Origin of the sequence: Kribbella sp. NBC_00382 (genome assembly GCF_036067295.1) — a bacterium.
Lineage (GTDB): Bacteria > Actinomycetota > Actinomycetes > Propionibacteriales > Kribbellaceae > Kribbella.
Genome location: NZ_CP107954.1, coordinates 2,855,503 through 2,878,852, shown reverse-complemented (window position 1 = coordinate 2,878,852; position 23,350 = coordinate 2,855,503). Strand labels below are relative to the sequence as shown.

At 68.2% G+C, this 23,350-nt stretch carries 25 protein-coding genes; 6 read left to right on the top strand and 19 right to left on the bottom strand.

All coding sequences use genetic code 11. The annotated features are described in order from the left end of the window. Positions 1-2 precede the first annotated feature (2 nt). The 11 genes from wecB to OHA70_RS14120 all read right to left on the bottom strand — a co-directional run bounded on the left by wecB (position 3) and on the right by OHA70_RS14120 (position 10,552). Positions 3-1,064: a non-hydrolyzing UDP-N-acetylglucosamine 2-epimerase gene (gene wecB, locus OHA70_RS14170; protein WP_328332515.1), complete on the bottom strand. Its 1,062-nt coding sequence runs from the start codon at positions 1,062-1,064 to the stop codon at positions 3-5. Beyond that, positions 1,064-2,104 (bottom strand): Gfo/Idh/MocA family protein, encoded by a 1,041-nt coding sequence (locus tag OHA70_RS14165; RefSeq protein WP_328332513.1) that lies wholly within the window; start codon positions 2,102-2,104, stop codon positions 1,064-1,066. The genes wecB and OHA70_RS14165 overlap by 1 nt, the downstream gene beginning before the upstream one ends. 1 nt (position 2,105) lies before the next feature. Continuing rightward, positions 2,106-3,197, bottom strand: a complete 1,092-nt coding sequence (locus OHA70_RS14160) for a DegT/DnrJ/EryC1/StrS family aminotransferase (RefSeq protein WP_328335124.1) — start codon at positions 3,195-3,197, stop codon at positions 2,106-2,108. Then, entirely contained in the window at positions 3,194-3,805 is a 612-nt protein-coding gene (locus tag OHA70_RS14155; protein ID WP_328332511.1) for an acyltransferase, read from the bottom strand. Before OHA70_RS14155 ends, OHA70_RS14160 begins: the two co-directional genes overlap by 4 nt. Beyond that, positions 3,802-4,989: a hypothetical protein gene (locus tag OHA70_RS14150; RefSeq protein WP_328332509.1), complete on the bottom strand. Its 1,188-nt coding sequence runs from the start codon at positions 4,987-4,989 to the stop codon at positions 3,802-3,804. The genes OHA70_RS14155 and OHA70_RS14150 overlap by 4 nt, the downstream gene beginning before the upstream one ends. Positions 4,990-5,026: 37 nt before the next feature. Further along, a complete protein-coding gene (locus OHA70_RS14145) occupies positions 5,027-5,800 on the bottom strand; it encodes a hypothetical protein (protein ID WP_328332507.1) in 774 nt (257 codons plus the stop codon). Between the two features lies 1 nt (position 5,801). Further along, positions 5,802-7,127 carry a glycosyltransferase gene (locus tag OHA70_RS14140; RefSeq protein ID WP_328332505.1) on the bottom strand — a complete coding sequence of 442 codons (1,326 nt, stop codon included), beginning with the start codon at positions 7,125-7,127 and terminating at the stop codon, positions 5,802-5,804. Then, entirely contained in the window at positions 7,124-8,218 is a 1,095-nt protein-coding gene (locus tag OHA70_RS14135) for a glycosyltransferase family 4 protein (protein ID WP_328332503.1), read from the bottom strand. Before OHA70_RS14135 ends, OHA70_RS14140 begins: the two co-directional genes overlap by 4 nt. Positions 8,219-8,220: 2 nt before the next feature. Further along, positions 8,221-9,036 (bottom strand): ABC transporter ATP-binding protein, encoded by an 816-nt coding sequence (locus OHA70_RS14130; RefSeq protein WP_328332501.1) that lies wholly within the window; start codon positions 9,034-9,036, stop codon positions 8,221-8,223. After that, positions 9,023-9,889: an ABC transporter permease gene (locus tag OHA70_RS14125; RefSeq protein ID WP_328332499.1), complete on the bottom strand. Its 867-nt coding sequence runs from the start codon at positions 9,887-9,889 to the stop codon at positions 9,023-9,025. The genes OHA70_RS14130 and OHA70_RS14125 overlap by 14 nt, the downstream gene beginning before the upstream one ends. Positions 9,890-10,204: 315 nt before the next feature. Beyond that, positions 10,205-10,552, bottom strand: coding sequence for a hypothetical protein (locus tag OHA70_RS14120; protein ID WP_328332497.1), 348 nt, complete (start codon positions 10,550-10,552; stop codon positions 10,205-10,207). 362 nt (positions 10,553-10,914) lie between these two features. Here OHA70_RS14120 and OHA70_RS14115 point away from each other — a divergent pair, with 362 nt between their 5' ends. Then, positions 10,915-11,907 (top strand): helix-turn-helix domain-containing protein, encoded by a 993-nt coding sequence (locus OHA70_RS14115; RefSeq protein WP_328332495.1) that lies wholly within the window; start codon positions 10,915-10,917, stop codon positions 11,905-11,907. Positions 11,908-11,953: 46 nt separating this feature from the next. Here the strand turns inward: OHA70_RS14115 and OHA70_RS14110 are convergent, their stop codons facing one another. After that, positions 11,954-13,054 carry an aspartate-semialdehyde dehydrogenase gene (locus OHA70_RS14110; RefSeq protein WP_328332493.1) on the bottom strand — a complete coding sequence of 367 codons (1,101 nt, stop codon included), beginning with the start codon at positions 13,052-13,054 and terminating at the stop codon, positions 11,954-11,956. Continuing rightward, positions 13,051-14,319, bottom strand: a complete 1,269-nt coding sequence (locus tag OHA70_RS14105) for an aspartate kinase (protein WP_328332491.1) — start codon at positions 14,317-14,319, stop codon at positions 13,051-13,053. Before OHA70_RS14105 ends, OHA70_RS14110 begins: the two co-directional genes overlap by 4 nt. 258 nt (positions 14,320-14,577) lie before the next feature. Here OHA70_RS14105 and OHA70_RS14100 point away from each other — a divergent pair, with 258 nt between their 5' ends. Beyond that, positions 14,578-14,901, top strand: coding sequence for an ArsR/SmtB family transcription factor (locus OHA70_RS14100; RefSeq protein ID WP_328332489.1), 324 nt, complete (start codon positions 14,578-14,580; stop codon positions 14,899-14,901). A 4-nt stretch (positions 14,902-14,905) separates the two neighbouring features. On the opposite strand, the gene OHA70_RS14095 is transcribed toward OHA70_RS14100, so the two are convergent. After that, positions 14,906-16,129, bottom strand: coding sequence for an MFS transporter (locus tag OHA70_RS14095; RefSeq protein ID WP_328332487.1), 1,224 nt, complete (start codon positions 16,127-16,129; stop codon positions 14,906-14,908). Positions 16,130-16,219: 90 nt separating this feature from the next. Here OHA70_RS14095 and dinB point away from each other — a divergent pair, with 90 nt between their 5' ends. Beyond that, entirely contained in the window at positions 16,220-17,419 is a 1,200-nt protein-coding gene (gene dinB, locus OHA70_RS14090; protein ID WP_328332485.1) for a DNA polymerase IV, read from the top strand. On the opposite strand, the gene OHA70_RS14085 is transcribed toward dinB, so the two are convergent. Then, positions 17,394-18,005, bottom strand: a complete 612-nt coding sequence (locus tag OHA70_RS14085) for a TetR/AcrR family transcriptional regulator (protein ID WP_328332483.1) — start codon at positions 18,003-18,005, stop codon at positions 17,394-17,396. The two genes, dinB and OHA70_RS14085, sit on opposite strands and share 26 nt — an antisense overlap. Positions 18,006-18,095: 90 nt before the next feature. Here OHA70_RS14085 and OHA70_RS14080 point away from each other — a divergent pair, with 90 nt between their 5' ends. Then, positions 18,096-19,535 (top strand): MFS transporter, encoded by a 1,440-nt coding sequence (locus OHA70_RS14080; RefSeq protein WP_328332481.1) that lies wholly within the window; start codon positions 18,096-18,098, stop codon positions 19,533-19,535. Here OHA70_RS14080 and OHA70_RS14075 read toward each other — a convergent pair. Next, positions 19,520-20,176: a hypothetical protein gene (locus OHA70_RS14075; RefSeq protein WP_328332479.1), complete on the bottom strand. Its 657-nt coding sequence runs from the start codon at positions 20,174-20,176 to the stop codon at positions 19,520-19,522. The two genes, OHA70_RS14080 and OHA70_RS14075, sit on opposite strands and share 16 nt — an antisense overlap. 207 nt (positions 20,177-20,383) lie before the next feature. Between OHA70_RS14075 and OHA70_RS14070 the strand changes: the two genes are divergently transcribed. Both OHA70_RS14070 and OHA70_RS14065 read left to right on the top strand, forming a co-directional pair. Next, positions 20,384-20,530: a hypothetical protein gene (locus OHA70_RS14070; protein WP_328332477.1), complete on the top strand. Its 147-nt coding sequence runs from the start codon at positions 20,384-20,386 to the stop codon at positions 20,528-20,530. An 80-nt stretch (positions 20,531-20,610) separates the two neighbouring features. Next, on the top strand, positions 20,611-21,546 hold the full coding sequence (locus OHA70_RS14065; protein ID WP_328332475.1) for a hypothetical protein: 936 nt from the start codon (positions 20,611-20,613) through the stop codon (positions 21,544-21,546). A 3-nt stretch (positions 21,547-21,549) separates the two neighbouring features. Here the strand turns inward: OHA70_RS14065 and OHA70_RS14060 are convergent, their stop codons facing one another. From OHA70_RS14060 to OHA70_RS14050, 3 genes are read right to left on the bottom strand one after another with little or no spacing between them, the layout of a single operon-like run. Then, positions 21,550-22,194 (bottom strand): DUF5063 domain-containing protein, encoded by a 645-nt coding sequence (locus OHA70_RS14060; protein ID WP_328332473.1) that lies wholly within the window; start codon positions 22,192-22,194, stop codon positions 21,550-21,552. Further along, positions 22,187-22,786: a recombination mediator RecR gene (gene recR, locus OHA70_RS14055; RefSeq protein WP_328332471.1), complete on the bottom strand. Its 600-nt coding sequence runs from the start codon at positions 22,784-22,786 to the stop codon at positions 22,187-22,189. Before recR ends, OHA70_RS14060 begins: the two co-directional genes overlap by 8 nt. A 1-nt stretch (position 22,787) precedes the next feature. Continuing rightward, positions 22,788-23,261 (bottom strand): YbaB/EbfC family nucleoid-associated protein, encoded by a 474-nt coding sequence (locus tag OHA70_RS14050; RefSeq protein WP_328332469.1) that lies wholly within the window; start codon positions 23,259-23,261, stop codon positions 22,788-22,790. Positions 23,262-23,350: the final 89 nt, after the last annotated feature.

The following is a 23,350-nucleotide window of genomic DNA, read 5'->3' as shown; positions in this document are numbered from 1 at the left end:
TCCTATCCTGCGGCGAGTGCTGCGACGACCCGGCCGGCTGCTTGGCCGTCGCCGTACGGCTCGGCCTGGGCTGCGGTCGGTACCGGCCGGACGGCCAGCTCCGGCAGCTTCGACAGGTCCGTGGTGAGCACGTTCCAGCCGTCTTCGATGGTCTCGGTCCACTCGGTCTCGGTGCGCAGCGTGGTGCACGGCGTACCGAGCAGGAAGGCCTCCTTCTGCAGGCCTCCCGAGTCCGTCACGACGCCGACCGAGCCCAGGACCGCCGCGACCATCTGCGGGTAGGCCAGCGGCTCGGCGGTGTGCAGCGAACCACCCGGACGCTCCAGCTTGATGCCGAACTCGGCGCAGCGCGCGACCAGGCGCGGGTGCGCGAGCAGCAGCACCGGGGTGTCCAGCGCCGCCAGGCCGTCAACGATCGCGGCCAGCTGCGCCGGGTCGTCGGTGTTGTCGGCCCGGTGGATGGTGGAGACCAGGTACTCCCCACGCTTAAGGCCGTCCGGCAGCTCCAGCGGCTGGTCCTTCACCGCGTCGCGAACCCGGAAGCAGACATCCGTCATGACGTCGCCGACCAGCCGCGAGCGGTCCTTCAGACCCTCGTTGGCCAGGTGGCCCATGGCCACCTCGGTCGGGGCGAGCAGGATGTCGGCCGCGTGGTCGGTGAGCACCCGGTTGTGCTCCTCCGGCATCGACCGGTTGAAGGAGCGCAGACCGGCCTCGAGGTGCGCGACCGGCAGGTGCATCTTCACCGCCGACAGGGTGCCGGCCAGGGTCGAGTTGGTGTCGCCGTAGACGAGCACCCAGTCCGGGCGGTGCTCGTCCAGTACCGCGTCCATCGCCGACAGCATCGCGCCGGTCTGGACACCGTGGCTGCCCGACCCGACGCCCAGGTGGACGTCGGGGGCTGGGATCTTCAGGTCGGCGAAGAACACGTCGGACATGTTCTTGTCGTAGTGCTGCCCCGTGTGCACGATCACGTGCTCGTGCTCGGTGGCGGCGAACGCCTCCGCGATCGGGGCGAGCTTCACGAACTGCGGGCGGGCGCCCACGACGCTGAGAACCTTCATTACTGCGCGGCTCCCGCGTTGTCCGTGCCCAGGACACCGTTGACGGCATCGGTCAGCGCGACCGACTTGCCGTCTTCCGCGGCGGACTGGATCACGGCTTCGGCGACGACGACGGTGGCCAGACCCTGCTGCAGGGTGACGATGTCCGTCTCCTTGCCCAGGATGGCGTCCCGGAACGCCTCGTGCTCGGCCTTCAGCGGCTCGGGCTTGGCGATCGCGTAGCGGATCATGTCGCCCTCGGAGACACCGCGGAAGTGCGCGACGTCGTCCCAGGCGGTCTGCACGGTGCCGTTGGCGTGGAAGGACAGGTCGGCCGTCAGGGTGTCGGCGATGAACGCGCCGCGCTCACCGGTGACGACGGTCAGCCGCTCCTTCATCGGGGACAGCCAGTTGACCAGGTGGCTGGTCACGGTGCCGTCCTGCAGCTTGCCGGTGACGGCGATCAGGTCCTCGTACTGGCGACCGGACTTGTGCGCGCTCTGGGCCGAGACCGACGCGAACGGCGACTGGGTCACCCAGGCGGTCAGGTCGATGTCGTGGGTGGCCAGGTCGAGCACCACGCCGACGTCGGCGATCCGGGCCGGGAACGGGCCCTGCCGGCGGGTGGTGATCTGGTAGATGTCGCCCAGCTCGCCGGCCTCGAGGCGGACCCGCAGCGCCTGCAGCGCCGGGTTGTACCGCTCGATGTGACCGACGGCGCCGATCACGCCGGCGGCCTCGAAGGCCTTGGCGATCTCAGCGGCCTCGGACGAGGAGCCGGCCAGCGGCTTCTCGATCATCGCGTGCACGCCGGCCTCGGCCAGCGCCTTGGCGATCTCGGTGTGGTACTGGGTCGGCACCGCGACCATGCAGTAGTCGATGCCGGCGGCGATCAGCTGCTCGACGTTCTCGTGCACGGGCAGGCCGTTGGCCACGCCGTGCTTGTCGCCACCCGGGTCCGCGACGGCGACCAGGTCGACGCCTTCCAGCGAGCCCAGTACACGTGCGTGGTGGCGGCCCATCATGCCCAGGCCGATCAGACCGGCGCGGAGGTTAGCCATCTCACGCACCTGCCTTCGCGACGGTCGCGACCGCGGTGACGATGCGGTTCAGGTCTTCCTCGGACAGCGAGGGGTGGACCGGCAGCGAGAGCACCTCGGCGGCGGCCTTCTCGGTCTCCGGCAGGTCCAGCTCACGCTTGAACGAGGGGAGCCGGTGGTTCGGGATCGGGTAGTAGACGCCGCAGCCGACACCGTGCTCGTTGCGGAGCGCGTCGGCGAAGCCGTCCCGGTCCTCGGTCACCCGGATCGTGTACTGGTGGTAGACGTGCGTCGCCTCGGCGGCGACGGTCGGGACCGTCACACCCTGCAGGTTCGCGTCCAGGAAGGTCGCGTTCTCCTGCCGCTGCTTGGTCCAGCCGCCGACCTTGGTGAGCTGGACGCGGCCGATGGCGGCGTGCAGGTCGGTCATCCGGTTGTTCAGGCCGACGACCTCGTTCTCGTACTGCTTGAGCATGCCCTGGTTGCGGAACAGCCGCATCCGGCGCTCGAGGTCGGCGTTCGCGACCGAGTTCATGCCGCCCTCACCGGACGTCATGTTCTTGGTCGGGTACAGGGAGAACATGGCGAACTCGCCGAAGGTGCCCACCGGGGCGCCGTTCCAGGTCGCGCCGTGCGCCTGCGCGGCGTCCTCGAAGATGGCGATGCCGTGCTTGTCGGCGATCGCCTGCAGGGCGGTCATGTTGGCCGGGTGCCCGAACAGGTGCACCGGCATGACGGCCTTGGTCTTCTCAGTGATCGCGGCCTCGACCGCGGCCGGGTCCAGGCAGAAGTACGTCGGCTCGATGTCGACGAACACCGGGGTGGCACCGGTCAGCGCGACGCTGTTCGCGGTCGCGGCGAAGGTGAAGGACGGGACGATGACCTCGTCGCCCGGACCGACGCCCGCGGCCAGCAGGCCCAGGTGCAGACCCGAGGTGCCCGAGTTCGTCGCTACGCAGGCCCGGCCGGAGACCAGCGCTGCGCCGAACTCCTGCTCGAAGGCAGCGACCTCAGGACCCTGGGCGAGCATTCCGCTGCGCATCACACGGTCGACTGCCTCCCGCTCCTCCTGCCCGATGATCGGCTTCGCGGCCGGAATCGGCTGCACCATCAGTTCTCCTCCTGGTTTTCGTCGGCCGGCCGGAGCCGCCCGTCGGTTTCGATGTACATCTCGCCCGTCTGCGGGCACTTCCAGTCGCCGTTGCCGATCTCCTGCAACGGAACGCCTGCTTTGCCGACCCACTTGATCCGGCGGGCCGGGACCCCCGCGACCAGCGCGAAGTCTGGCACGTCCTTGGTGACCACCGCACCCGCGGCGACGGTGGCCCAGCGGCCGATCGTGACCGGCGCCACGCAGACCGAACGAGCGCCGACGGCGCTGCCCGTGCGCAGCGTCACACCGACGGCGTCCCAGTCGGACGCGCTCTTCAGCGTGCCGTCCGGGTTGATCGCGCGCGGGAAGTGATCATTGGTGAGCACGACCGCGGGCCCGATGAAGACGCCGTCCTCGAGCACGGCCGGCTCGTAGACCAGAGCGTCGTTCTGGACCTTGCAGTTGTCACCCATCGTCACGCCGGTGCCGATGTAGGCGCCGCGGCCGATGATGCAGTTCTTGCCCAGCACCGCGTTCTCGCGGATCTGGGACAGGTTCCAGACGGACGATCCGTCGCCGATCTGCGCGCTCTCGTCGACATCTGCCGACGCAGCGATCCGGGACGTCACAAGCTCTCCTTCGGGTCAAGCCAATCGGTGAGTGCACGGGCGGAACGCCGCCCGTCGTGCAGCTCCGCCACGAAGGCGGGGCCCGCGGTGGCCTGCTCGGCGGCCGCCGTACGGTCGGAGAGCAGGTCGGTGATCACACCGCCGAGCGAATCAGGATCCGCCTCGACGATCGGCACCTCGCGCCCAGTCAGACTACGCACTTGATCGCGTACCGCCGAACCGACGTAAGAAACAACCAAACGTCCGGCCGCCAGCGCCTCGGCCGCGGCGACGCCGTACAGGCCGATCCGGAGCTGGTCGACGACGATGTCGGCGTCACCGATCACGGCCGGCATCTGACCGTGGGTGACGCCGCTGATCCGCCGGTACTCGACCAGGCCGCTGTCCGCGAGCCCGGTCAGCACCTCGTCGATCACGTCGCTGCCCTTGAGCTGCGCGCTCGACGGGACGTGCGCGACAACCGGCCGGTCGGTAGAGAAGAGTGGTCTAGCCGCTTGGGCCCACGGCGCCGGGTCGATCGCCACGGGCAGCCACTGCGCCTGCGGTACGTCGTCCAGCAGGTCGACCGTGGAAACGAAGACCGGTACGTCCGCTGCCTCAACCAGCTCGGCGAACCGTGCTGCTTGCGCCTCCAGGCGGTCGGTCAGCGGGTCACCCGGGATGAACGGGGACCAGCGCTCACGCTTGGCGTGACGGCTCGGGAGGCGGATGTCGGAGCCGTGGAAGAGCAGGGCCGGCTTGATACCGGCGTCCTTCAGTTGCTGGATCTCGGTGAAGCCGTCCTTCAGGCCGCGGGCGCCGAACAGCGGGCGCAGCGACTCCATCAGGACATGCGTGTACGAGCCCAGGACGTGCTTCTCCTGGGCTCGCTGCCAGCGCGACTGACCGAACCAGTTCAGCGGTACGCCGTAGTCGTCCTTGAACTGGAACTGGCCCTTGCGGTGCACCGAGAAGCTGACTGCTGAGACGCCCTCGATGGTGTCCGCCGCGCGTGCCCAGGCGTAGCCCTGGCCCGCGCTGTTGGTCGGACCGATGAACAACCGGACCGGGGTGTCGGCCACCTGCGGAAACTCCGGTAGCTGCGCGTAGCTGTACCGCAGCCCCTTCAGCCGTCGCCGGACCGCACCCGCGGTCCTGGCAATCGGCGTCGGCAGGTGGTCACGAAGAGTTCGCGCAGATGTCATCTGCGTTCCCACTCCACCAGCCCGGTCCGGCATCTGGTCACTCCTGTCCCGCACCGACCAGGCGGTCGAGCTCGCGGCGGGCTGCCGGGAGGCCGAGTACCACCGGGGTCTCGGTCCGGCGCTGGCCGATCTGCCAGCCGGCCCAGACCGATCCACCGTCGAGGGCGATGATCACGTCGGCCTGCGCGATGGTGGTCATCACGTCGGCGCGGGTGTTCACCCTGCTCCAGTACGTCTTCGCGAGGTTGTCGGCCTTGCGGTTCTGGGTCAGCTTCTTCACCGGCCCGGACTTCTTAATTGCCGAAGGCAACATCTTCCCGCCGGCCCGCCGCAACTTCCGCGCCCGCCATTGCGCCGCCTTCACAACCCGCTTGGCCCCAGTAGGCCGCGGCTTCGCAGCCGGCTTGGGTGCTACCGGAGTGGGCTTCGGCTCGTTGATCGCCTCGGCCTCGGCGGCCACGGCTCCCTCAGTCGCCTCGGCTACCTCGTCGGCTTCGGTATCGCTGGACTCGACTGCGGTCTCGTCAACGACCGCTTCGGGAGCAGGTGCCTTGGCGGACTCGGAGACTGCGACTGGGATCTCGTCTGCTTCAGCTGCGTCTTCGACCGGCTCGGCCGGCGGGACGACTGCGACGGGCATGCGGCCGGGGCCGACGAGGGTGAAGCTTTTGACCAGGCCGTCTACGGGGCCGGAGGGCGGGACCCAGGCGACCACGTCGAGGTCCAGGTTTTCCGGGCTGCCCAGGTCGGCGCGGACGGTGTCGAAGTACGACGGAGGAAGCCGCCGGGTGCTCAGGAGTACGACCTTCATGTCAGACCACCGCCCCAACGCGCTCGCCCAGTGCCTTGATCCGCGGGTCCAGCTGCAGGTCGCGCCGGTAGCTCGCGCCGAACTCCCTTGCCTTCGCCCGAATGCCTTCGTCGGCGGTACGCGCCGCGTGAGCCGCCTCGATCAGGGCGTCCGCGATCGTCTGCGTGTCCGCCACATCCTTCACCGGGAACCACAGCGGATGCCCCCGCAGTACGTCGGACGCCGCGTTCATCGGGTCGTGCACCGAGACGATCGGCAACCCGGTGGCCAGGTACTCGAAGACCTTGCCGCTGGTGACGTACCGGCCCTTGCCCAGCATCAGCAGCTGGACGTCGAACTCGTCGTACGCCTTGGCGATCTCCGCCTTGCCGACCGGGCCCTCGTAGCTGACCTGGTCGTCGGCGGCGTTGTTGATGATCGCGAGCATGTCGGCCCGCGGCTGCGCGTAGTACCCGAGATAGCCGTGGATCTTCACCTTGGCGTCGCGCAGTTCGTCGGACTGCTGCTTGGCCAGCTGCCAGCCCTTGACGAAGTCGCCGAGCGGCACCTTCGGCGAGACCGTGCCGACGTAGCCGAAGACCAGCGGGCGATCGGTCACCGCGCCGCGGTCCTGCGTCGACGGCACCAGGTCGGGATCGAAGCCGTTCGCGACCGTGTGCATCTTGCCGGCGTGCTCGGGGTAGAGGTCCTTGTGCCAGTCCAGGATCGGGTCGTTGACGAACCAGACCTCCTGGGCGTCCTTGACCAGCTTGCGCTCCCAGCGGGCGGCGCGGCTGTTCGGCTCGTGCAGGCGGTCACCGCTGAAGACGTCCAGCAGCCACGCGTCGCGGTAGTCCATCACGTACGGCACATCGAACTTCTTGAACAGGTCGTACGCCGCGGCGAACGTCACGTGCGGGTTCGCGGTGGCGACGGTCAGATCGACCTTGTTCGCCTGGTGGATCTGCTCGGCGGCCTTCTCGATCGTGCTCCGCCACGGGCCGTAACCCGTTTCAGGGAAGGGGATCTGGTCGCGCCGGGTGCGCCACTTGCTCCACAGCTTCGGGTTCTGCGCCCGGGACTTGGTCCACTTGCGCAGGTCGGCCTCGAGGATCGGCCACTCGAACGGCACCCGGACGATCTCGATGTCGGGGTGGATCCGCTCCTCCAGCGTCAGGTCGGCGCCGGTGAAGCGGTGGAACGTCTCCTTGTCCGCGGTCAGCACGGTGACTTTCCAGCCTTGCTCGGCGAACCGGTTCGCCGTCGCGAGCGCGCGGTAGACGCCGCCGCCTCGGCAGGGCGGGTAGCCCCAGCAGACGTACAGCATGTGTGGGCGGGCCTGGTTCATGCACTTCCTCGCAGCAGGTCTTGGATGGCGTCAGCCATTTCGTCGTACGGGGTCGTCGACGGCAGGTGGTCGGCGGCCCACTGGAGTGCGCAGTCGCGCAGCTTCTCCAGCTCACCCGGGTCACCGGACCAACGGCGCAACGTCTCCGCGGCCTCGGCGACGGTGTCGATCAGCACACCACCGCCGGATTCCTCGATGATCCTCGTCTGCCGCGGCAGCCTGGTGGAGACCACCGGCAGCCCGCTCGCGAGGTACTCGTAGATCTTGGACGGCATCGCCTCGATGAACGCCGGGGTCGGCTGGAGCAGCGCGAGGCTGGCCCAGGCTCCCTCGGCGATCCGCCAGGCTTCGGCCGGTGGCTGGCGTCCGTGCAACCGGATCCGGCCGTCGACGTCGGGCTGGGCGATCCGGCGTTCCAGCTCGTCGCGATCGGCGCCGGCGACCGGACCGATCAGGTCCAGCGACCAGCCCGGTGCGGCGGCGATGGTGTCGACCATGTCGAACAGCCCACGGCTCACCCGCAGGTCGCCGACGTAGACCACCCGGGGCTCACCGGCGGGCGGTGCCGGGGCCAGAAAAGCCGCGACCGGCTGGTTGGTGACAACCATCCGGTGCTTGGCCTGGTGGGGCGAGAGGTGGGAATCAGCGACGACGGTGAGGTCGGCTCCGGCGGCCAGCCGGGTGCTCAGGGCCACCATCAGCCGGGCTGGCAGCCCCACCGGCCCTCTCGCCCAGGCCCGGTCGCGGAGCAACCGGCCGTAGTCCTCGTGCACGTCGGCCACCATCTTCCGGCGGCGCAGCTTCGTGACGAGCCGGGTGACCGGGATCATGTCCGGATCAACCGTGACGACCACCTTGGCGCTGGTGCGCCAGGGCAGTACGGCGGTCCGGGCCAGCCGCTGGACGAGGCTGCCCCGGTCGCCGGCGTGCACGACGGCGCCGGCCGGTCCCCCGGCCGGGTCGCCGAGACCCCACAACTCGACGTTCAGACCGCGCTTCTGCAGGGCTGCGGTGATCTTGTGCAGCCGCGCGTCGGCGACGTCGTGGCCGGACGTGATGATGCCCACGTCCGGCACGGGGGTGGATCGCATCGTCAGAAGTCCTCGAGGGTGGCAGCGCTCTTCGCGCTGACCTGCAGGAACTTCGTGTACTCGGCGATCACTTCGTCGGGGGTACCGCGCATCATCAGCTTGCCGTGGTCGAGCCAGATGGCGTCGTTGCACAGGTCGCGGACGCTGCTCATCGCGTGGCTGACCAGGAACATCGTCCGGCTGTTGGTGACGAGTTCCTTCATCTTGTCGGCCGCCTTCTGCTTGAAGGAGGCGTCACCGGCCGACAGGGCCTCGTCGATCAGCAGGATGTCGGGGTCCATGTGCACGGCGACCGAGAACGCGAGCCGGCTGAACATGCCGGACGAGTACGTCCGCATCGGCATCTCCATGAAGTCGCCCAGTTCGGCGAACGCGGCGATCGCCTCGTACCGCTCCTGGATCGCCTTGCGGCTCAGACCGGCCGCCAGACCGCCGAGCACGACGTTCTCCTTGCCGGACAGCGCGGCGTTGAAGCCGACGCCCAGCGACAGCAGCGTGCTGACCCGGCCGTGCACCTCGATCCGGCCGCTGGTCGGCGGCAGGATGCCGGCCAGCGAACGCATCAGCGTCGACTTGCCGGCGCCGTTCGCGCCGATGATGCCGATCGTGGTGCCGTGGTCGACGTCGAAGGAGACGTTCTGGACAGCCTTGACCTCGCGCACCGCGCGCTCGCCGCGGCCCAGCCGGACCAGGGCGCTCTTGAAGGTCGGCACCCGCTCGAACGTGGTCCGGTAGGTGATGGAGACGTCCTGGACCTTGACGGCCGGACCCAGATCTTTGTTCTGCATCGACTTCTTCTCGGCCTCAGAGACGGACAACGAACTCACGCTCCCTCGACATGAAGAACAACGAGCCGATCACACCGGCCACGACGGCCCAGAAGACGGCGCCGAGCCACATCTTCAGCTCCGGGACGTCGCCCCGGACCAGCAGGTCGGTCCAGCCACCGATCAGCGAGTAGAGCGGGTTGTACTGGATGAAGCCCTTGAACTTGGCCGGGGCCTGGTCGGCGTACCAGAGCACGGGCGACAGGTAGAGCCAGATCCGGACGAAGTACGGCAGGAAGCTGGTGGTGTCGCGGAAGTACACCTGCAGCGCGCCGAAGATCATCCCCATGCCGGCCGCGAAGACGGTCAGGCAGATCAGGAAGACCGGCGCCAGCAACATCGCCCAGTGCCACTTCTGCCGGGTGACCAGGTGGATGCCGAGGTACACGACCATCGTCGGCAGGAACCGGAAGAACGAGGTCCGCAGCGCGGCCAGCGGCAGCAGCATCCGCGGGAACGACATGTTCATCAAGAGCTTGCCGCCGCCGACGACGCTGGCCGCGCCCGACAGCATCGCGCTGGAGAAGTAGTAGAAGACGAACAATCCACCACACATATGAGCGAAACGCGCACCGGCGTCGTCCTTGGCGGCACCGCCCGCGATGATGTCCACCAGCAGGTAATACACAGCGGCCAGCAGCAGCGGGTTCAGAACCAGCCACACCTGGCCGAAGAAAGTGTTCGTGTTGGCCGCGCGGATGCCGGTCCGCGACATCTCGGCCGCGAACTCCCGCCGCTCCCACAGCGCCTTGAAGTACGGGCGGAGGGGCGGTAGGCCTACCTTGTGCGGTTCGTACACATGCACCGACGGGTTGAACTCCTCGTCGACGCTAGTCGCGTTCATTCAGGCGACGCCTCTCTGGGGACGGTCGTAGTCATCGAAATCCGAACGGGGTCCACGGTGAAGGGGCCACGCAAACCGGAAGCAGAGTAGCGGATTGGCGTCGGGACCGACGACACAGCGTGCCTCCTGGGTGAGCAGCGACGCACAGACGGCTACCGAACGTCGCAACCGACCGTGGAGTCACCTCCGGCGATCGTTATCTGGAATATACATTTGACACCTCACGCGAAGCTAATCAACGTACCCCGATCACGCCTGACGACGTAATCGACGCAACAGAATTGACCTTGTTCAGAGGTTGCCCGCAGCCCTCGTTCAGAAGAGGTGACTGGCCGACCGGTACGCCGGAACCGAAGCCAGCAAGGGCCGTCGCGGCGAACTCACCGTGTGCCCGGTGGGATCCACCCAGGGTCCGGTGGTCAGCGACCGCTGACCGGTGCCGCTGCCGGCACCGTCGCCCGTGGACAGCCTCACCATCCACGGAAGCTCACCTGACACTGCATGGATCCCACCGGCGACCCGAGGGCCCGGGTGCGGCACGATGACCAGGGCGGCGGTCATCGCGCCATGGCCGAAGGCCCGGCGATGATGCCTGGGCAGTACCTGACGCAGTTGCTGCGACACGGTGGTCTCCTCCTCATCGGCCTCACGATGGAGTTGCACAGTTTGTACACCCTCCGGCACAGCCGGTGATGGCACGGAAGTGCGAGGGCACCGATACGCCGGGATCGAGACCCAACCGAAACGGCGTTCGCTGACTTGAATGCGAACTGGGGCCAGAATTGGAACAGCAGCCCGGCGGCGCTCAGGTGGTCCGTCGCCGGGCTGCTGGACCTCAATTCTCGCTCACAACTGCGCAGAAATGGTGGCCAGATGGTGACACGGCACAAGAATGCTGACAGTTCAACAATTATTGCTCGGTGCAGTCGCCGGGATACGGACGGTGCCGGTGGGATTTCGGCGTTCGTTCTACCCTGGTGCGGCGGTGGCGCACGGTGAGCGCGCTCGGGAGGGAAGGGAGAGTCATGAGCTCGACCGACACGGAGCGTGCCGACCACTTACGGGTGCTCGGCCTGAACGACGACGAGATCCGGGTCTACCAGCACCTGCTGCGGGCCGGGCCGGCGTCGATCACCGAGCTGGACGAGGCGGTACCGGGCCAGGCGGTGGGCATCGACGCGACGCTCGGCGGGCTGGTCCAGGCGGGCCTGGCGCGCCGGTCGGGGTCGGACCACTCCAGGTTCCTCCCGGTGCCCCCTGACGCCGGTCTGGAGGCGCTGACGCTGCGCCGGGAGTCGGAGCTCAAGCAGGCCCGGATCGAGGTCCTGAACGCGTACGACGAGTTCCGCCGGACCGTGCACAACGAGTCGACCACGCACCTGATCGAGGTGGTCACCGGCAGCGCCATCGTCGAGCGGATCAACCAGATCAAGGGCAGCTCGCAACGGGAGATCCTGGCCATCGACTCCCCGCCGTACTACCTCGGCGCGGGCCCGAACCAGATGGAGATCGAGCAGCTCAACCGCGGCGTCTCCTACCGGGTCGTCTACTCGCCCGAATCGGTCGAGGTGCCGGGGTACCTGACCGAGAACATCCTGCCCTGCGTGGAGGCGGGTGAGCAGGCGCGGGTGCTGCCCGACGTACCGGCGAAGCTGACCATCATCGACGGCTCGATCGCGTTCGTGTCGATGTCGGTGCGCGACACCGACGTGAACCGGTCGCTGCTGATCATCCGGCCGAGCTCGCTGCTGACCGCGCTGATCGGGATGTTCGAGCTGTGCTGGCGCAATGCGTTGCCCCTGCACGCATCCGTCGGCACCGAGGACGACCGGCTGGAACCGATCGAACGCCGTCTGCTGGCCCTGCTGGCGACAGGGGCAGCGGATGACACGATCGCTCGCACGCTGGGCATCAGCCGCCGGACCTTCTTCCGGTACCTCGAACGGCTGATGAACCGCACCGGCGCCAGCACCCGCTTCCAGCTGGCCCTGCACGCGGCCCGCGAGAACTGGCTGTAAACGACACAAGGGCCCTGTTGCCAGGGCCCTTGTGTTGTTGACGAATCTACTTGGCCGGCATGAACTCCTTGGCGACGACCTCGGCGATCTGAGCCGTGTTGAGCGCGGCACCCTTACGCAGGTTGTCGCCGCAGACGAAGAGCTCCAGAGCCTGCGGGTCGTCGAGCGAGCGACGGATGCGGCCGACCCAGGTCGGGTCCGTGCCGACGACATCGGCCGGGGTCGGGAACTCGCCCTCGGCCGGGTTGTCGAAGACCAGTACTCCCGGAGCATCCCGTAGTACGTCGCGAGCCTCGTCGACATCGACCACCTGGCTGAAGCGCGCGTGCACCGACAGCGAGTGGGTCGTGATGACCGGCACCCGGACGCAGGTCGCGGAGACCTTCAGGTCCGGCAGGTTGAGGATCTTGCGCGACTCGTTACGGACCTTGAGTTCCTCCGACGACCAGCCGTCGTCCTTGAGCGAGCCGGCCCATGGGACCACGTTCATCGCCAGCGGCGCCGGGAACGGGCCGAGCGCGTTGCCGATCACCCGGCGGACATCGCCCGGCGTCGTACCGAGTTCGCGATTACCGGCCACCTTCATCAGCTGGTCGTAGAGCGCGTCGATGCCTTCCTGACCGGCGCCGGACGCGGCCTGGTACGACGCGACGATCAGCTGCTCGAGCTCGTACCGGTGGTGCAGCGCGCCCATCGCGACGATCATCGACAGCGTCGTGCAGTTGGGGTTGGAGATGATCCCCTTCGGCCGGTTGCGGGCCGCCTCGGCGTTCACCTCGGGCACCACCAGCGGTACGTCGGGGTCCATCCGGAACGCACCGGAGTTGTCGACCACGACGGCGCCCTTGGACGCGGCGATCGGCGCCCAGTGCGCCGACACCTCGTCCGGTACGTCGAACATCGCCACGTCGATGCCGTCGAAGGCGTCGGCGCTGATCGCGACCACCTCGACCTCTTCGCCGCGGACCTTCAGCCGTTTGCCTGCGGAGCGCTCGGAAGCGATCAGCCGGATCTCGCCCCAGACGTTCTCTCTGGTCGAGAGCAGGGTCAGCATCACCGTGCCGACGGCGCCGGTCGCGCCGACCACCGCCAGCGAGGGGAGCCCGGTCCGGTCCTCAGTCTGATCGAGTGCGCTCACAGGTGTCACCGTCCAGTTCCTCCGTACACGACAGCTTGGGTGTGCTCGTCGTCCAGGTCGAATGCAGTGTGCGCCGCTGTGACGGCCACGTCCACCAGGTTCTCGTCGACGACGACCGAGATCCGGATTTCGGATGTCGAGATCATCTCGATGTTCACGCCGACCTCGGCCAGCGCGGAGAAGAACTTCGCCGAAACACCGGGGTGCGAGCGCATCCCGACGCCGACCACGGAGATCTTGCCGATCTGGTCGTCGTACAGCAGCTGCTCGTAGCCGACCTCGTCCTTCAGCCGGGCGAGTGCGGACATCGCCCGGGCGCCGTCGACGCGCGGCAGCGTGAAGGAGATGTCGGTCCGGTTGGTGGCGACCGCCGACACGTTCTGCACGATCATGTCGATGTTGGTCTCGGCGCCGGCCACGGTCTCGAAGATCCGGGCCGCCTCACCCGGCTTGTCCGGTACGCCGACGACCGTGATCTTGGCCTCGTTGCGGTCCTGGACCACGCCGGAGATGATCGCCTGTTCCATGTCTGTCAGTTCCTTCGCATCGACAACCCAGGTGCCTTCCTTCTGGGAGAAGGAGGAGCGCACGTGGACGGGGACGTTGTAGCGCCGCGCGTACTCGACGCAGCGCAGGTGCAGCACCTTGGCGCCGCAGGCGGCCATCTCGAGCATCTCCTCGTAGGAGATCTTCGGGATCTGCTTGGCGGCCGGCACGATCCGCGGGTCCGCGGTGAAGATGCCGTCCACGTCGGTGTAGATCTCGCAGTAGTCGGCCTCCAGCGCGGCGGCCAGCGCGACCGCGGTGGTGTCGGAGGCGCCGCGGCCCATCGTGGTGATGTCCTTGGTGTCCTGGGCGACGCCCTGGAAGCCGGCCACGATCGCGACATGGCCCTCGCCGAGGGCCTCCTCGATCCGGCCCGGCGTGATGTCGATGATCCGGGCGTTGCCGTGCCGCGAGGTGGTGATCACGCCGGCCTGCGAGCCGGTGAACGACCGGGCCTCATAGCCCAGGTTCGCGATCGCCATCGCCAGCAGCGCGGCCGAGATCCGCTCACCCGAGGTGAGCAGCATGTCCAGCTCGCGCGGTGGCGGCAGCGGGGAGACCTGTTTGGCCAGGTCCATCAGTTCGTCGGTGGTGTCACCCATCGCGGAGATCACCACCACGACGTCGTTCCCGGCCTTCTTCGTCGCGACGATCCGTTGGGCCACGCGCTTGATGCAATCGGCGTCAGCGACCGAAGAACCGCCGTACTTGTGCACGACGCGTCCCACAGAGTCTCCTCATAGCTTGAATCCCCAGCGGTGCTGCGCTGGTTGCGGTACGCCGTGCGGCGCTGCACCGGGCGTAGTCGTTCGACTCATTCTAGCCGTGATCTCTTCGTTGCCTACGGGCCGACCACCGACTGGTCGGCCCGTCCTGCGCCGCGCCGACGGACCGGGAGGAACACCAGCCGCCGCAACCTCCGGCCGCAGACCTTCCGTCGGCTCGGACCAGTTGCTTATATAAGTGCTGGCTGAAATAGTCTGGGTATGCACGCCTTCGACATCCTCGGCGATCCGGTCCGCCGCCGGATCCTGGAACTCCTCGCCGACGGTGAACTCCCGGCCGGCCAGATCGCGTCGACGATCGGCGACGAATTCGGCATCAGCCAACCCGCCGTCTCCCAGCACCTCCGCGTCCTCCGCGACAACGGCTTCGCCACCGTCACCATCGCCGGCACCCGCCGCCTCTACGCCGTCAACCCGGCCCCCCTCCAGGAAATCGACACCTGGCTAAACCGCTACCGCCAATTCTGGACCAACCGCCTAGACGCCCTAGAAACCGAACTCCACCGCGGCCGCCGCAAGACCTGACCTACTACACGGCCTCTTGAACCAGGGGCTGGAGGTCCGCGGGGGCTTCGGGGTCGGTGGGTTGGTGGGGCGGGATGTGTAGGAGGGAGATTGCTGCGGCGAGGGTGAGTAGGGCGGCCATGACCCAGACGTAGCGGACGCCGAAGGCTTCTACGACCAGGCCTGCGACCGCGGAGCCGACGGCGCCGCCTGCCATGCCGGCGCTGCCCATCCAGCCGAAGACCTCGGTCTTGACTGAGTCGGGCGTCATCGCGCCGAGCCGCTCGTACAGGGCGCCGACAGTGGGTGCCAGTGCTAGTCCGGAGAGGAACAAGGCGATCCCGAGCGAGACGGGCGACCAGGTGGCGAAGACGCAGAGGAGCATGCCGGCCGAGACGAGCACTGCCCGGCGCCAGACGTAGGACCGCCGCCGAGCGGGCAGAGCGCCGACCAGTACGCCGCCAGCGAGGCTGCCGATCGCCCATACCGTCTCCAGGACACCGGCGATCAGCCGATTGCCGTGCGCGTCCGCAAACGCGACGATGCCGAGCGAGACCGACGCGAAAGCCGTTACACAGAAGGCGAAAGACAGGATCATCGGCAGCCTGTACCGATGCCAGAGCAGCTGCGGAGCCGTCAACCGCGCACCCTTCGCCGGGACGTGCTGAGCCGACGAAGGCTGGAGCATCCCGAACCACCACACCGTGATGGCCGCCGCCACCGCAGCACCCAGTACGCCGGCCCGCGGGCTGGCGAAGCTGACCACCAGTGCCCCGATCATCGGCGCGATCGCGAACAGCACCTCCGCCGCCGTCGCATCCAGCGCATAGACCGCCCGCAGGCGCGGCCCCTGGACGATGCGTACCCAGGCGGCCCGCTGGATCGCAGTGACCGGCGCGACCAGGATCCCGGCGATACCGGAGACCACTGGCATCAGCCGGTACCACTCGGACGGCAGCAGCGCGAGCACCGCCATCACCACACCCCAGGCCACCCCAACGGTGATCACGACCGTCCTGGCCCCGCGGCGGTCGGCCAGCCGCGCCCAGACCGGCCCACCGAGGGCCATACCGACCGAGTACGCGCCAGCCACGATCCCGGCCCAGCCGAAGTTGCCGGCCGCGTCCTTGGCCAGGAACGAGACCGGCACCATCGAGGCGATCACCGGCAGCCGGGCGAAGATCGCCGAGGCCAGCAGCGCGAAAACGCCTCGGGTCCGCCACAGGTCGCGATATGCCGACAGGTCCATAAGCCGAATTCTGTCCTGTCGCACCGACACTCCGCCTCAGGATTTCTCCCTATTCACGGCTACTCGGACACCTAGAGAGTATGCGAACATATGTTCGTGCCCGACGGCGAAGCGACCATCCTGCATGCCGACCTGGACGCCTTCTACGCGTCGGTCGAGCAGCGGGACGACCCACGCCTGCGCGGCCGTCCGGTGATCGTCGGCGCCGGCGTCGTGCTCGCCTGCAGCTACGAGGCGAAGGCCTACGGAGTCCGTACGGCGATGAACGGTGGCCAGGCGTACCGCCGTTGCCCCCAAGCGATCGTGGTGCAGCCGCGGATGTCGGCGTACTCCGAAGCGTCGAAGGCGGTCTTCGCCGTCTTCGAGAACACCACCCCGCTGGTCGAGGGGCTGTCGATCGACGAGGCGTTCCTGGACGTCGGCGGCCTCCGCAAGATCGCCGGTACGCCGATGGAGATCGCCCGCCGGCTGCGTTCCGAAGTACTGGCTCAGGTCGGGTTGCCGATCACCGTCGGGGTCGCGCGGACGAAATTCCTGGCGAAGGTGGCCAGCGGGGTCGCCAAGCCGGACGGATTGCTGCTGGTGCCGCCCGATCGGGAGCTTGAGTTTCTGCATCCGCTGGCGGTCGAGCGGCTCTGGGGCGTCGGCGAGGTGACCGCCGAGAAGCTGCGAAACCGCGGGCTGACAAAGGTCGGCGATGTCGCGATGTTGCCCGAGGCGGCACTGGTCGCGATGCTCGGGCGAGCCTCGGGACGGCACCTGCACGCGCTCGCGCACAACCGGGATCCGCGGCCGATCGAGGTCGGCCGGCGACGGCGGTCGATCGGGTCACAGCGCGCCCTCGGACGTTCACCCAAGTCGGCGGAGACCCTGGACGCGGTACTGGCCGGGCTGGTGGATCGGGTCACTCGCCGGATGCGATCGGCGGGACGGGCCGGGCGGACCGTCACCCTGCGGCTGCGGTTCGACAACTTCACCCGGGCGACCCGCTCACATACGTTGCCTCAGGCAACTGGTCAGACGCGGGCGATCCTGATCACCGCGCGCTCGCTGATGGCGACGGCCCGGCCGATCATCGAGAAGCAGGGCATCACCATGGTCGGCATCTCGGTCGGCAACCTGGAGAACGAGGCCAGCCTGCAACTGGCGCTGCCCTTCGACAAGGCCGCGAACGACGAGCTCGACTCGGCCCTCGACGGGGTCCGCGATCGGTTCGGCAGCAACGCGGTCACCCGCGGCAACCAACTCGGCCGCGACCAGGGCCTCACCGTCCCAATGCTGCCGGACTGACCCCGACGAGCTTCACCAGGTAACGGTCGATCTGATCGTCGAGCGGCGGCCAGGGAAGATCCGGCTCGTTGAGTCGCATCGACACCGTGCCATGCACGGCCGCGCGGAGATCGAAGGCGACGGCCGCGGCGTCATCGCGCGGAACCAGGCCCGCGTCCATACAGCGCTGGACGATCTCGACGGTCTGCTCGCGGACGACGAGCTTGAACGACATGTCCGCCCGCTGGTTCAGCGAGCTCTCGTTCAGCACCTTGTAGAGACCGGGATGCTCGCCGGACCAGCGCGCGAGCACCCGGATCCGCGCCCGCAACTCGGCCACCGGATCGGCGCCGCCGACGTGCTGAACGGACTCGACGAGGTCGTGATGCGCCTGCTTCAGAGCCACGTACACGAGCTGGTCGCGGTCGGCGAAGTGGAGGTAGACCGAGGTCGCCGCGACCCCGATCTCGCGGGCCACGGCTCGCATCGACAGCGGCTGGTCGTCGCCCAACTCGTCGAGCATCCGAACGGCGGCGTCGACGATCTGCTCGCGCAGCCGCTCCCCCTGTCCGCGCGGATTCCGGTCGCGCGGCGTCGTCGGCTTCATGAGCTCGATTGTAGTGCTACGGATGTCACGCTACAGTCGTAGCACTACAGCTGTTCACATAAGGAGAATCATGAGCCTCCGGTCCGCCCGATGACCGTCCGCCCCACCCGGCCCGCGGCCGGTACGACCGTCGACCACCGCCGCTGGTGGGCCCTCGCCGCCGTGACGACGGCCCAGCTGATGATCGGTCTCGATCTGACGGTGATGAACATCGCGCTGCCGTCCGTGCAGCTCGACCTCGGCCTGTCCGGGCCCCAACGGCAATGGGTGATCACGGCCTTCGCACTCGCCTACGGCAGCCTGCTGCTCCTGGGCGGCAGGCTGTCGAATCTCCTCGGCCGTCGGCGCAGTCTGCTGATCGGCCTGGCTGGTTTCGCCTTCGCCTCCGCACTCGGTGGCGCCGCGATCGATCCCGCGATGCTGCTCGGATCGCGCGCCCTGCAAGGGGTTTTCGCGGCCCTGCTCACTCCGTCGGTACTCGCGACGCTGGCCATCGCCTTTCCGCTGCCGGCCGAGCGCGGCAAGGCCTTCGGAATCTATGGCACGGCACTGGGGAGCTCGTCCGGACTCGGCGTGGTGCTCGGTGGGATCCTCACCGACTACCTCGACTGGCGCTGGTGCATGTACGTCAACCTTCCGATCGCGGTCGCTGCGGCGGCCGGCGTGCTGTACGCGGTACGGCCGAGCCCGCGCGCGAGCGGCGTACGGATTGATCTGGTGGGAGCCCTGCTCGCGACCTCTGGGTTGATGGCGCTGGTCGCCGGGTTCGCCCAGGCCGAGACCGATGGCTGGGGCACGGTGACGACGATCGGATTCCTGGCGTTCGGTGTGGTTGCCTTGACCGCGTTCATGTGGACGCAGAGTCGGGTCGCCGCTCCGCTGCTGCCTTTGCGGGTCGTGCTCAACCGCCGCCGAGCCGCCTGCTATCTGGCGGTGCTCAGCTTGGCTGCGGGGATGTTCGCGGCATTGTTCTTCCTGACCTTCTACCTGCAGGACGTTCTCGGCTACTCGCCGATCAAGGCCGGGTTCGGCTTCCTTCCATTGACTGCCGGGCTGATGATCGGCGTTCGGCTGGTGAGCCCGCTGATCGCCCGTGTCGCGGTGCGGTGGTTGCTGGTCCCGGGCATGTTGATCGTCGCGGCGGGGCTGGTCCTGCTCGGCCTGCTACGCGTTGACAGCAACTACTTCCTGCAGGCGCTCCCGGTGTTCCTGCTGGTCGGCCTCGGCACCGGCTTCGTCCTGGTGACGGCCAACAGCACCGCAACCCTCGGCGCCGGTCAGGACACCGCCGTCGCCGGTGCCATGGTGATGACGTCACAACAGATCGGCGCCTCCATGGGCACCGCACTCCTCAGCACGATCGCCGGCACAGCGGCTGCGGACTACCTCGCCGTGCATCCCGGATCCGGCCCGCTGGCAACCGTCCACGGCTTCACCGTCGCAAGCCTCGGAGCCGCCGCCTTCCTTGGCGTGGCAGCTCTTTCGGTCTGGACACTCGCCGGCCCGGCGGACGGTCAGGGGCGGGGGTAGCCGATCTCGGTGATGTCGTCCTTGAGATCCTTCAGCAAGACCTCGGGGTTGAGCGCGGTGACGATCTCCTCGGTCAGTGGCATCAGCGCGTAGACATGCTGGATCGCGCCGAGTTCCAGGGCGACTTCGTAGTACTTCTCGGCGAAGGTCAGGTACGCCTCCGGCCGGCCGTCGGCGAGCAGGTCGAACAGCCAGTCGGCGCCGTCCTTCTCCACCCCTTCGACCGGTCCGCATTGCCAGCCGTCGTCCGCCGGCGTGCGCCAGAAGCAGACGGTCACCTCGCGATCGCCCTGGTCGTTGGTGAGCGCGGGCTCGTCCAGGGCTGGCGCGAGCACGTCGGGCACCCCGATGAAGAGGCCGGGCCACGTCTCGCTGGTCCGGCGACCCCAGGGTGAGATCGGCGACTCGTGGTCAAACCCTTGGGCGATGACGCCGTCGGGCGAGAAGACGATCGAGTAGCTGTCGCCCGTGCCGCTCTTCATCAGCGCCGCCTCGTCGGTCGGCGACCACTGCGCGTCGAACGAGTAGATCCGGTACTCCGGCTCCGGGCTGAGCACGGCATCGAGCATGGCCAGGGCGCGACTGGTCCGGCGAACCTTGTCGACGTCGGGCAACCGGCGGATCAATTCATAAACAGACACGCGGACATTCAACCGGTTCGCGGGCCCCGTCGCGAGGCCGGCCGCGGCGCCCTGTGGACAACCTGCGCCGAGCGGGAATATCCACGCCCGCCCGCCTTCGTTGCCTACGGCGCTCGTTCCGACGCCCGCGATCTTCGCCGCACCGCCGGCCGTCGGCGGTAACGCCTGGTTCGCTCTGTCCGGCCGTGCGGAATCCACTGGCTGACCATGTCGGGGGGCGCGGTGGGCGGCGCGTGGACGGTCGTGATCCTGGCCGCCGTCACCTTGCTGATCGGCTGGATCGCAATGCGCTCGATCGTCTTCATGACAGTCAATCGACGGAAGCGGGCGCTGGTACAGGTCGCTGTACGGTGAGAGCGACAGCCTTCGAGCTGGTAGGAACTACCCACTAGTCCGTCCGGAATACCCGCTGGAATCCGGAGGCTGCACAGTTCATGGTCGCTGGTAAAGCATTTCCCTTTCCGCTGTTCGGGATCGCGTTCGGTCTGTCCGGTCTGGCCGGTACCTGGACCGTCGCGGCAGACGCTCTGCACTTCACGGCTGGCATCGCCAACGCGCTGTGGATCATTGCCGCAGGCATCTGGTTGATCAGCCTGGTCAGGTACGGCCTCGGCGCTCGTACTGTGCGTCAGGTGCTGGCCGATGTCCACCACCCGGTGCAGGGCGTGTTCGTCGGGCTGATCCCGGCGAGCGGGCTGCTGCTCGGCGCGCGGCTGAGCCAGTACGCGTCGACGACCGGCAAGACGGTCGTGGTGATCATGGCGGTGCTGACAGCAGTACTGGCCGCGTACTTCGTGCACCGGCTGATGCTGGGCGGGCTGGAACTCGATCAGCTCCACCCGGCGTACCTGCTGCCGACGGTCGCGATCACCTTCATCGGCGCCCAGACGCTGGCGACGGTCGGCCTGCCTGAACTCGGTTTCGCGTCCTTCGGGGTCGGCGTGCTGCTCTGGCTGGTAGTCGGAGCCGCGATCACGGTCCGGCTCGCAACGCGGCCATTGTTGCCTGAGGCACTGATCCCGACGTTCGCGATCTACGCCGCGCCACCAGCCGTCGGCGGCAACGCGTACTTCGCGCTGACGGGACGACCGGACGTCTTCCAGCACGCCTGGCTGGGCACCTTCATCTTGTTCCTGCTGGTCCAGGTCGCCCTGATCCCCACGGTGGCGAAACTCCCGTTCAGCCTGACCTTCTGGACCATGACCTTCACCACGGCCGCAGCCGGCACCTACGGCATCCACTGGCTGACAGCAACGCAGCCAGCTGGGCGCGACGCGTGGATCATCGCGATCCTCGCACTAGTGACCCTGTGGATCGGCTGGGTCGCGGTTCGCTCGATCCTCGTTGTCGCAGCGAACCGGCGTACCTGAAAGTCAGCGGCGCTGGACTGCTTCCTCGGCGACCTCGACGAGCTCGCGATCCGTTGCCTCGGTCTCCGGGTCGTGGGCCGGCTCGAGCCGGTCGTGCGCGATGAGCGATTGGATGGCGCGCAGTACTGCGCTCGCGGCCGCGCCCCAGGTGGAGACGTAGGAGAACTGCCACCACCAGAGCGCCTCGACGACCCGGCCCTCTTCGTAGTGCGCGAGTCCGTGCACCAGGTCGGTCGCGATCGCGGTCAGGTCGTCGGAGAGCCGGTTGACGGTGATCTCCGGCGGAGCGGCGTACGGGTCGAAGACCTCGGCGTACTCGTCGAGGCCCTCGAACAGGATCGCCAGCCGGTCGCGCATCGCATCGAGGTCCGGATCCGGACCCGCGTCGCTCTCGAACCGCTCCTCCGGGACGAAGTCCTCGAAGGCACCCAGCCGCCCGCCGGCCAGCAGCAGCTGGCTGACCTCGAGCAGCAGGTACGGCAGCGAGGCGAGACCCTCGTCGACGCCGTCCTCATCGGGCTGCGCGGCGATGTCGCGCACCGAGATGAGGAAGCTCTGCACCTGGTCCGCGATCTGTTCGGCGAATTCCAGCAGGTCCTCGGAATCCGTGGCCAAAGCGCGCTCTGCAATATCGGTTGATTCAGTCATCGATCGATCGTCGCCCTTCAAACGCCCGTCCGAGTGTGACCTCGTCGGCGTACTCGAGGTCACCGCCTACTGGAAGTCCACTAGCCAAACGAGTGACGCGCAACCCCATGGGCCGGAGCAACCGGCTCAGATAGGTGGCTGTCGCCTCACCCTCGAGGTTCGGATCGGTGGCCAGAATGATCTCGGTCACCTCTCCGCTGGCGAGCCGCTGCATCAGTTCCCTGATCCGCAGCTCGTCCGGCCCGATCCCCTCGATCGGCGAGATCGCGCCGCCGAGGACGTGATAGCGGCCGCGGAACTCGCGGGTCCGCTCGATCGCCACGACGTCCTTGGCCTCCTCGACCACGCAGATCAGCGCGAGGTCGCGACGCGGGTCGCGGCAGATCCGGCACTGCGTCTCCTCCGAGACGTTGCCGCAGATCTCACAGAACTTGACCTTCTCCTTCACCTGCACGAGCACGTGCGCCAGCCGGCGGACGTCGGTCTCGTCGGTGGAGAGCAGGTGGAAAGCGATCCGCTGGGCGGACTTCGGACCGACGCCGGGGAGCCGGCCGAGCTCGTCGATGAGGTCCTGGACGACCCCCTCGTACACGTCAGCCCGGGTTCTGACCGGGCGAACCGGTCGCGTCTGGCTTGCCGAAGCCGATGCTCGGCCGGTCCTGTACGCCGGGAACGTCGGCGGCGGACGTGTCGTCGTCATCCGCGCCGCCGAACATGCCGTCGAGGCCGGGCATACCGCCGCCGAGGCCACCGGCCAGCGGGCCCATCGCGTTGGCCGCGACCTGCTTGGCGTTCTCCGAGGCGTCCCGGACGGCGGCAACGACCAGGTCGGCCAGCGTCTCGGTGTCATCGGGGTCCACGGCCTGCGGGTTGATGGTCAGGCTGAGCAGCTCACCGGTACCGGAGACGAGCGCGGTCACCAGCCCACCGCCGGCACTGCCCTCGACCTCCTGGCTCTCCAGGTTGGCCTGAGCCTCCATCAACTGGCTCTGCATGGCTTGCGCCTGGGCCAGCAGGTTGGACATGTCGAAGCCACCAGCGCCCTGCGAACCGCCACCGTCGAACACCGCGATCTCCCGTCCGAACTGCTTCCCAGTTCCACTTGCTCCCCGAGCCTAGCCGGTCGCCCCGACAACCCCGCGCTCCGGTGGAAACC

Bases quoted from the DNA above. Each gene is read 5' to 3' on its own strand.
- OHA70_RS14100 (WP_328332489.1), top strand. From the start codon at position 14,578: ATGCACGCCTTCGACATCCTCGGCGATCCGGTCCGCCGCCGGATCCTG.
- OHA70_RS14145 (WP_328332507.1), bottom strand. From the start codon at position 5,800: ATGAAGGTCGTACTCCTGAGCACCCGGCGGCTTCCTCCGTCGTACTTC.
- OHA70_RS14065 (WP_328332475.1), top strand. From the start codon at position 20,611: ATGGTCGCTGGTAAAGCATTTCCCTTTCCGCTGTTCGGGATCGCGTTC.
- OHA70_RS14165 (WP_328332513.1), bottom strand. From the start codon at position 2,104: ATGGCTAACCTCCGCGCCGGTCTGATCGGCCTGGGCATGATGGGCCGC.
- OHA70_RS14150 (WP_328332509.1), bottom strand. From the start codon at position 4,989: ATGACATCTGCGCGAACTCTTCGTGACCACCTGCCGACGCCGATTGCC.
- OHA70_RS14125 (WP_328332499.1), bottom strand. From the start codon at position 9,889: ATGAACGCGACTAGCGTCGACGAGGAGTTCAACCCGTCGGTGCATGTG.
- OHA70_RS14060 (WP_328332473.1), bottom strand. From the start codon at position 22,194: ATGACTGAATCAACCGATATTGCAGAGCGCGCTTTGGCCACGGATTCC.
- OHA70_RS14080 (WP_328332481.1), top strand. From the start codon at position 18,096: ATGACCGTCCGCCCCACCCGGCCCGCGGCCGGTACGACCGTCGACCAC.
- wecB (WP_328332515.1), bottom strand. From the start codon at position 1,064: ATGAAGGTTCTCAGCGTCGTGGGCGCCCGCCCGCAGTTCGTGAAGCTC.
- OHA70_RS14095 (WP_328332487.1), bottom strand. From the start codon at position 16,129: ATGGACCTGTCGGCATATCGCGACCTGTGGCGGACCCGAGGCGTTTTC.
- dinB (WP_328332485.1), top strand. From the start codon at position 16,220: ATGTTCGTGCCCGACGGCGAAGCGACCATCCTGCATGCCGACCTGGAC.
- OHA70_RS14115 (WP_328332495.1), top strand. From the start codon at position 10,915: ATGAGCTCGACCGACACGGAGCGTGCCGACCACTTACGGGTGCTCGGC.
- OHA70_RS14135 (WP_328332503.1), bottom strand. From the start codon at position 8,218: ATGCGATCCACCCCCGTGCCGGACGTGGGCATCATCACGTCCGGCCAC.
- OHA70_RS14140 (WP_328332505.1), bottom strand. From the start codon at position 7,127: ATGAACCAGGCCCGCCCACACATGCTGTACGTCTGCTGGGGCTACCCG.
- OHA70_RS14085 (WP_328332483.1), bottom strand. From the start codon at position 18,005: ATGAAGCCGACGACGCCGCGCGACCGGAATCCGCGCGGACAGGGGGAG.
- OHA70_RS14070 (WP_328332477.1), top strand. From the start codon at position 20,384: ATGTCGGGGGGCGCGGTGGGCGGCGCGTGGACGGTCGTGATCCTGGCC.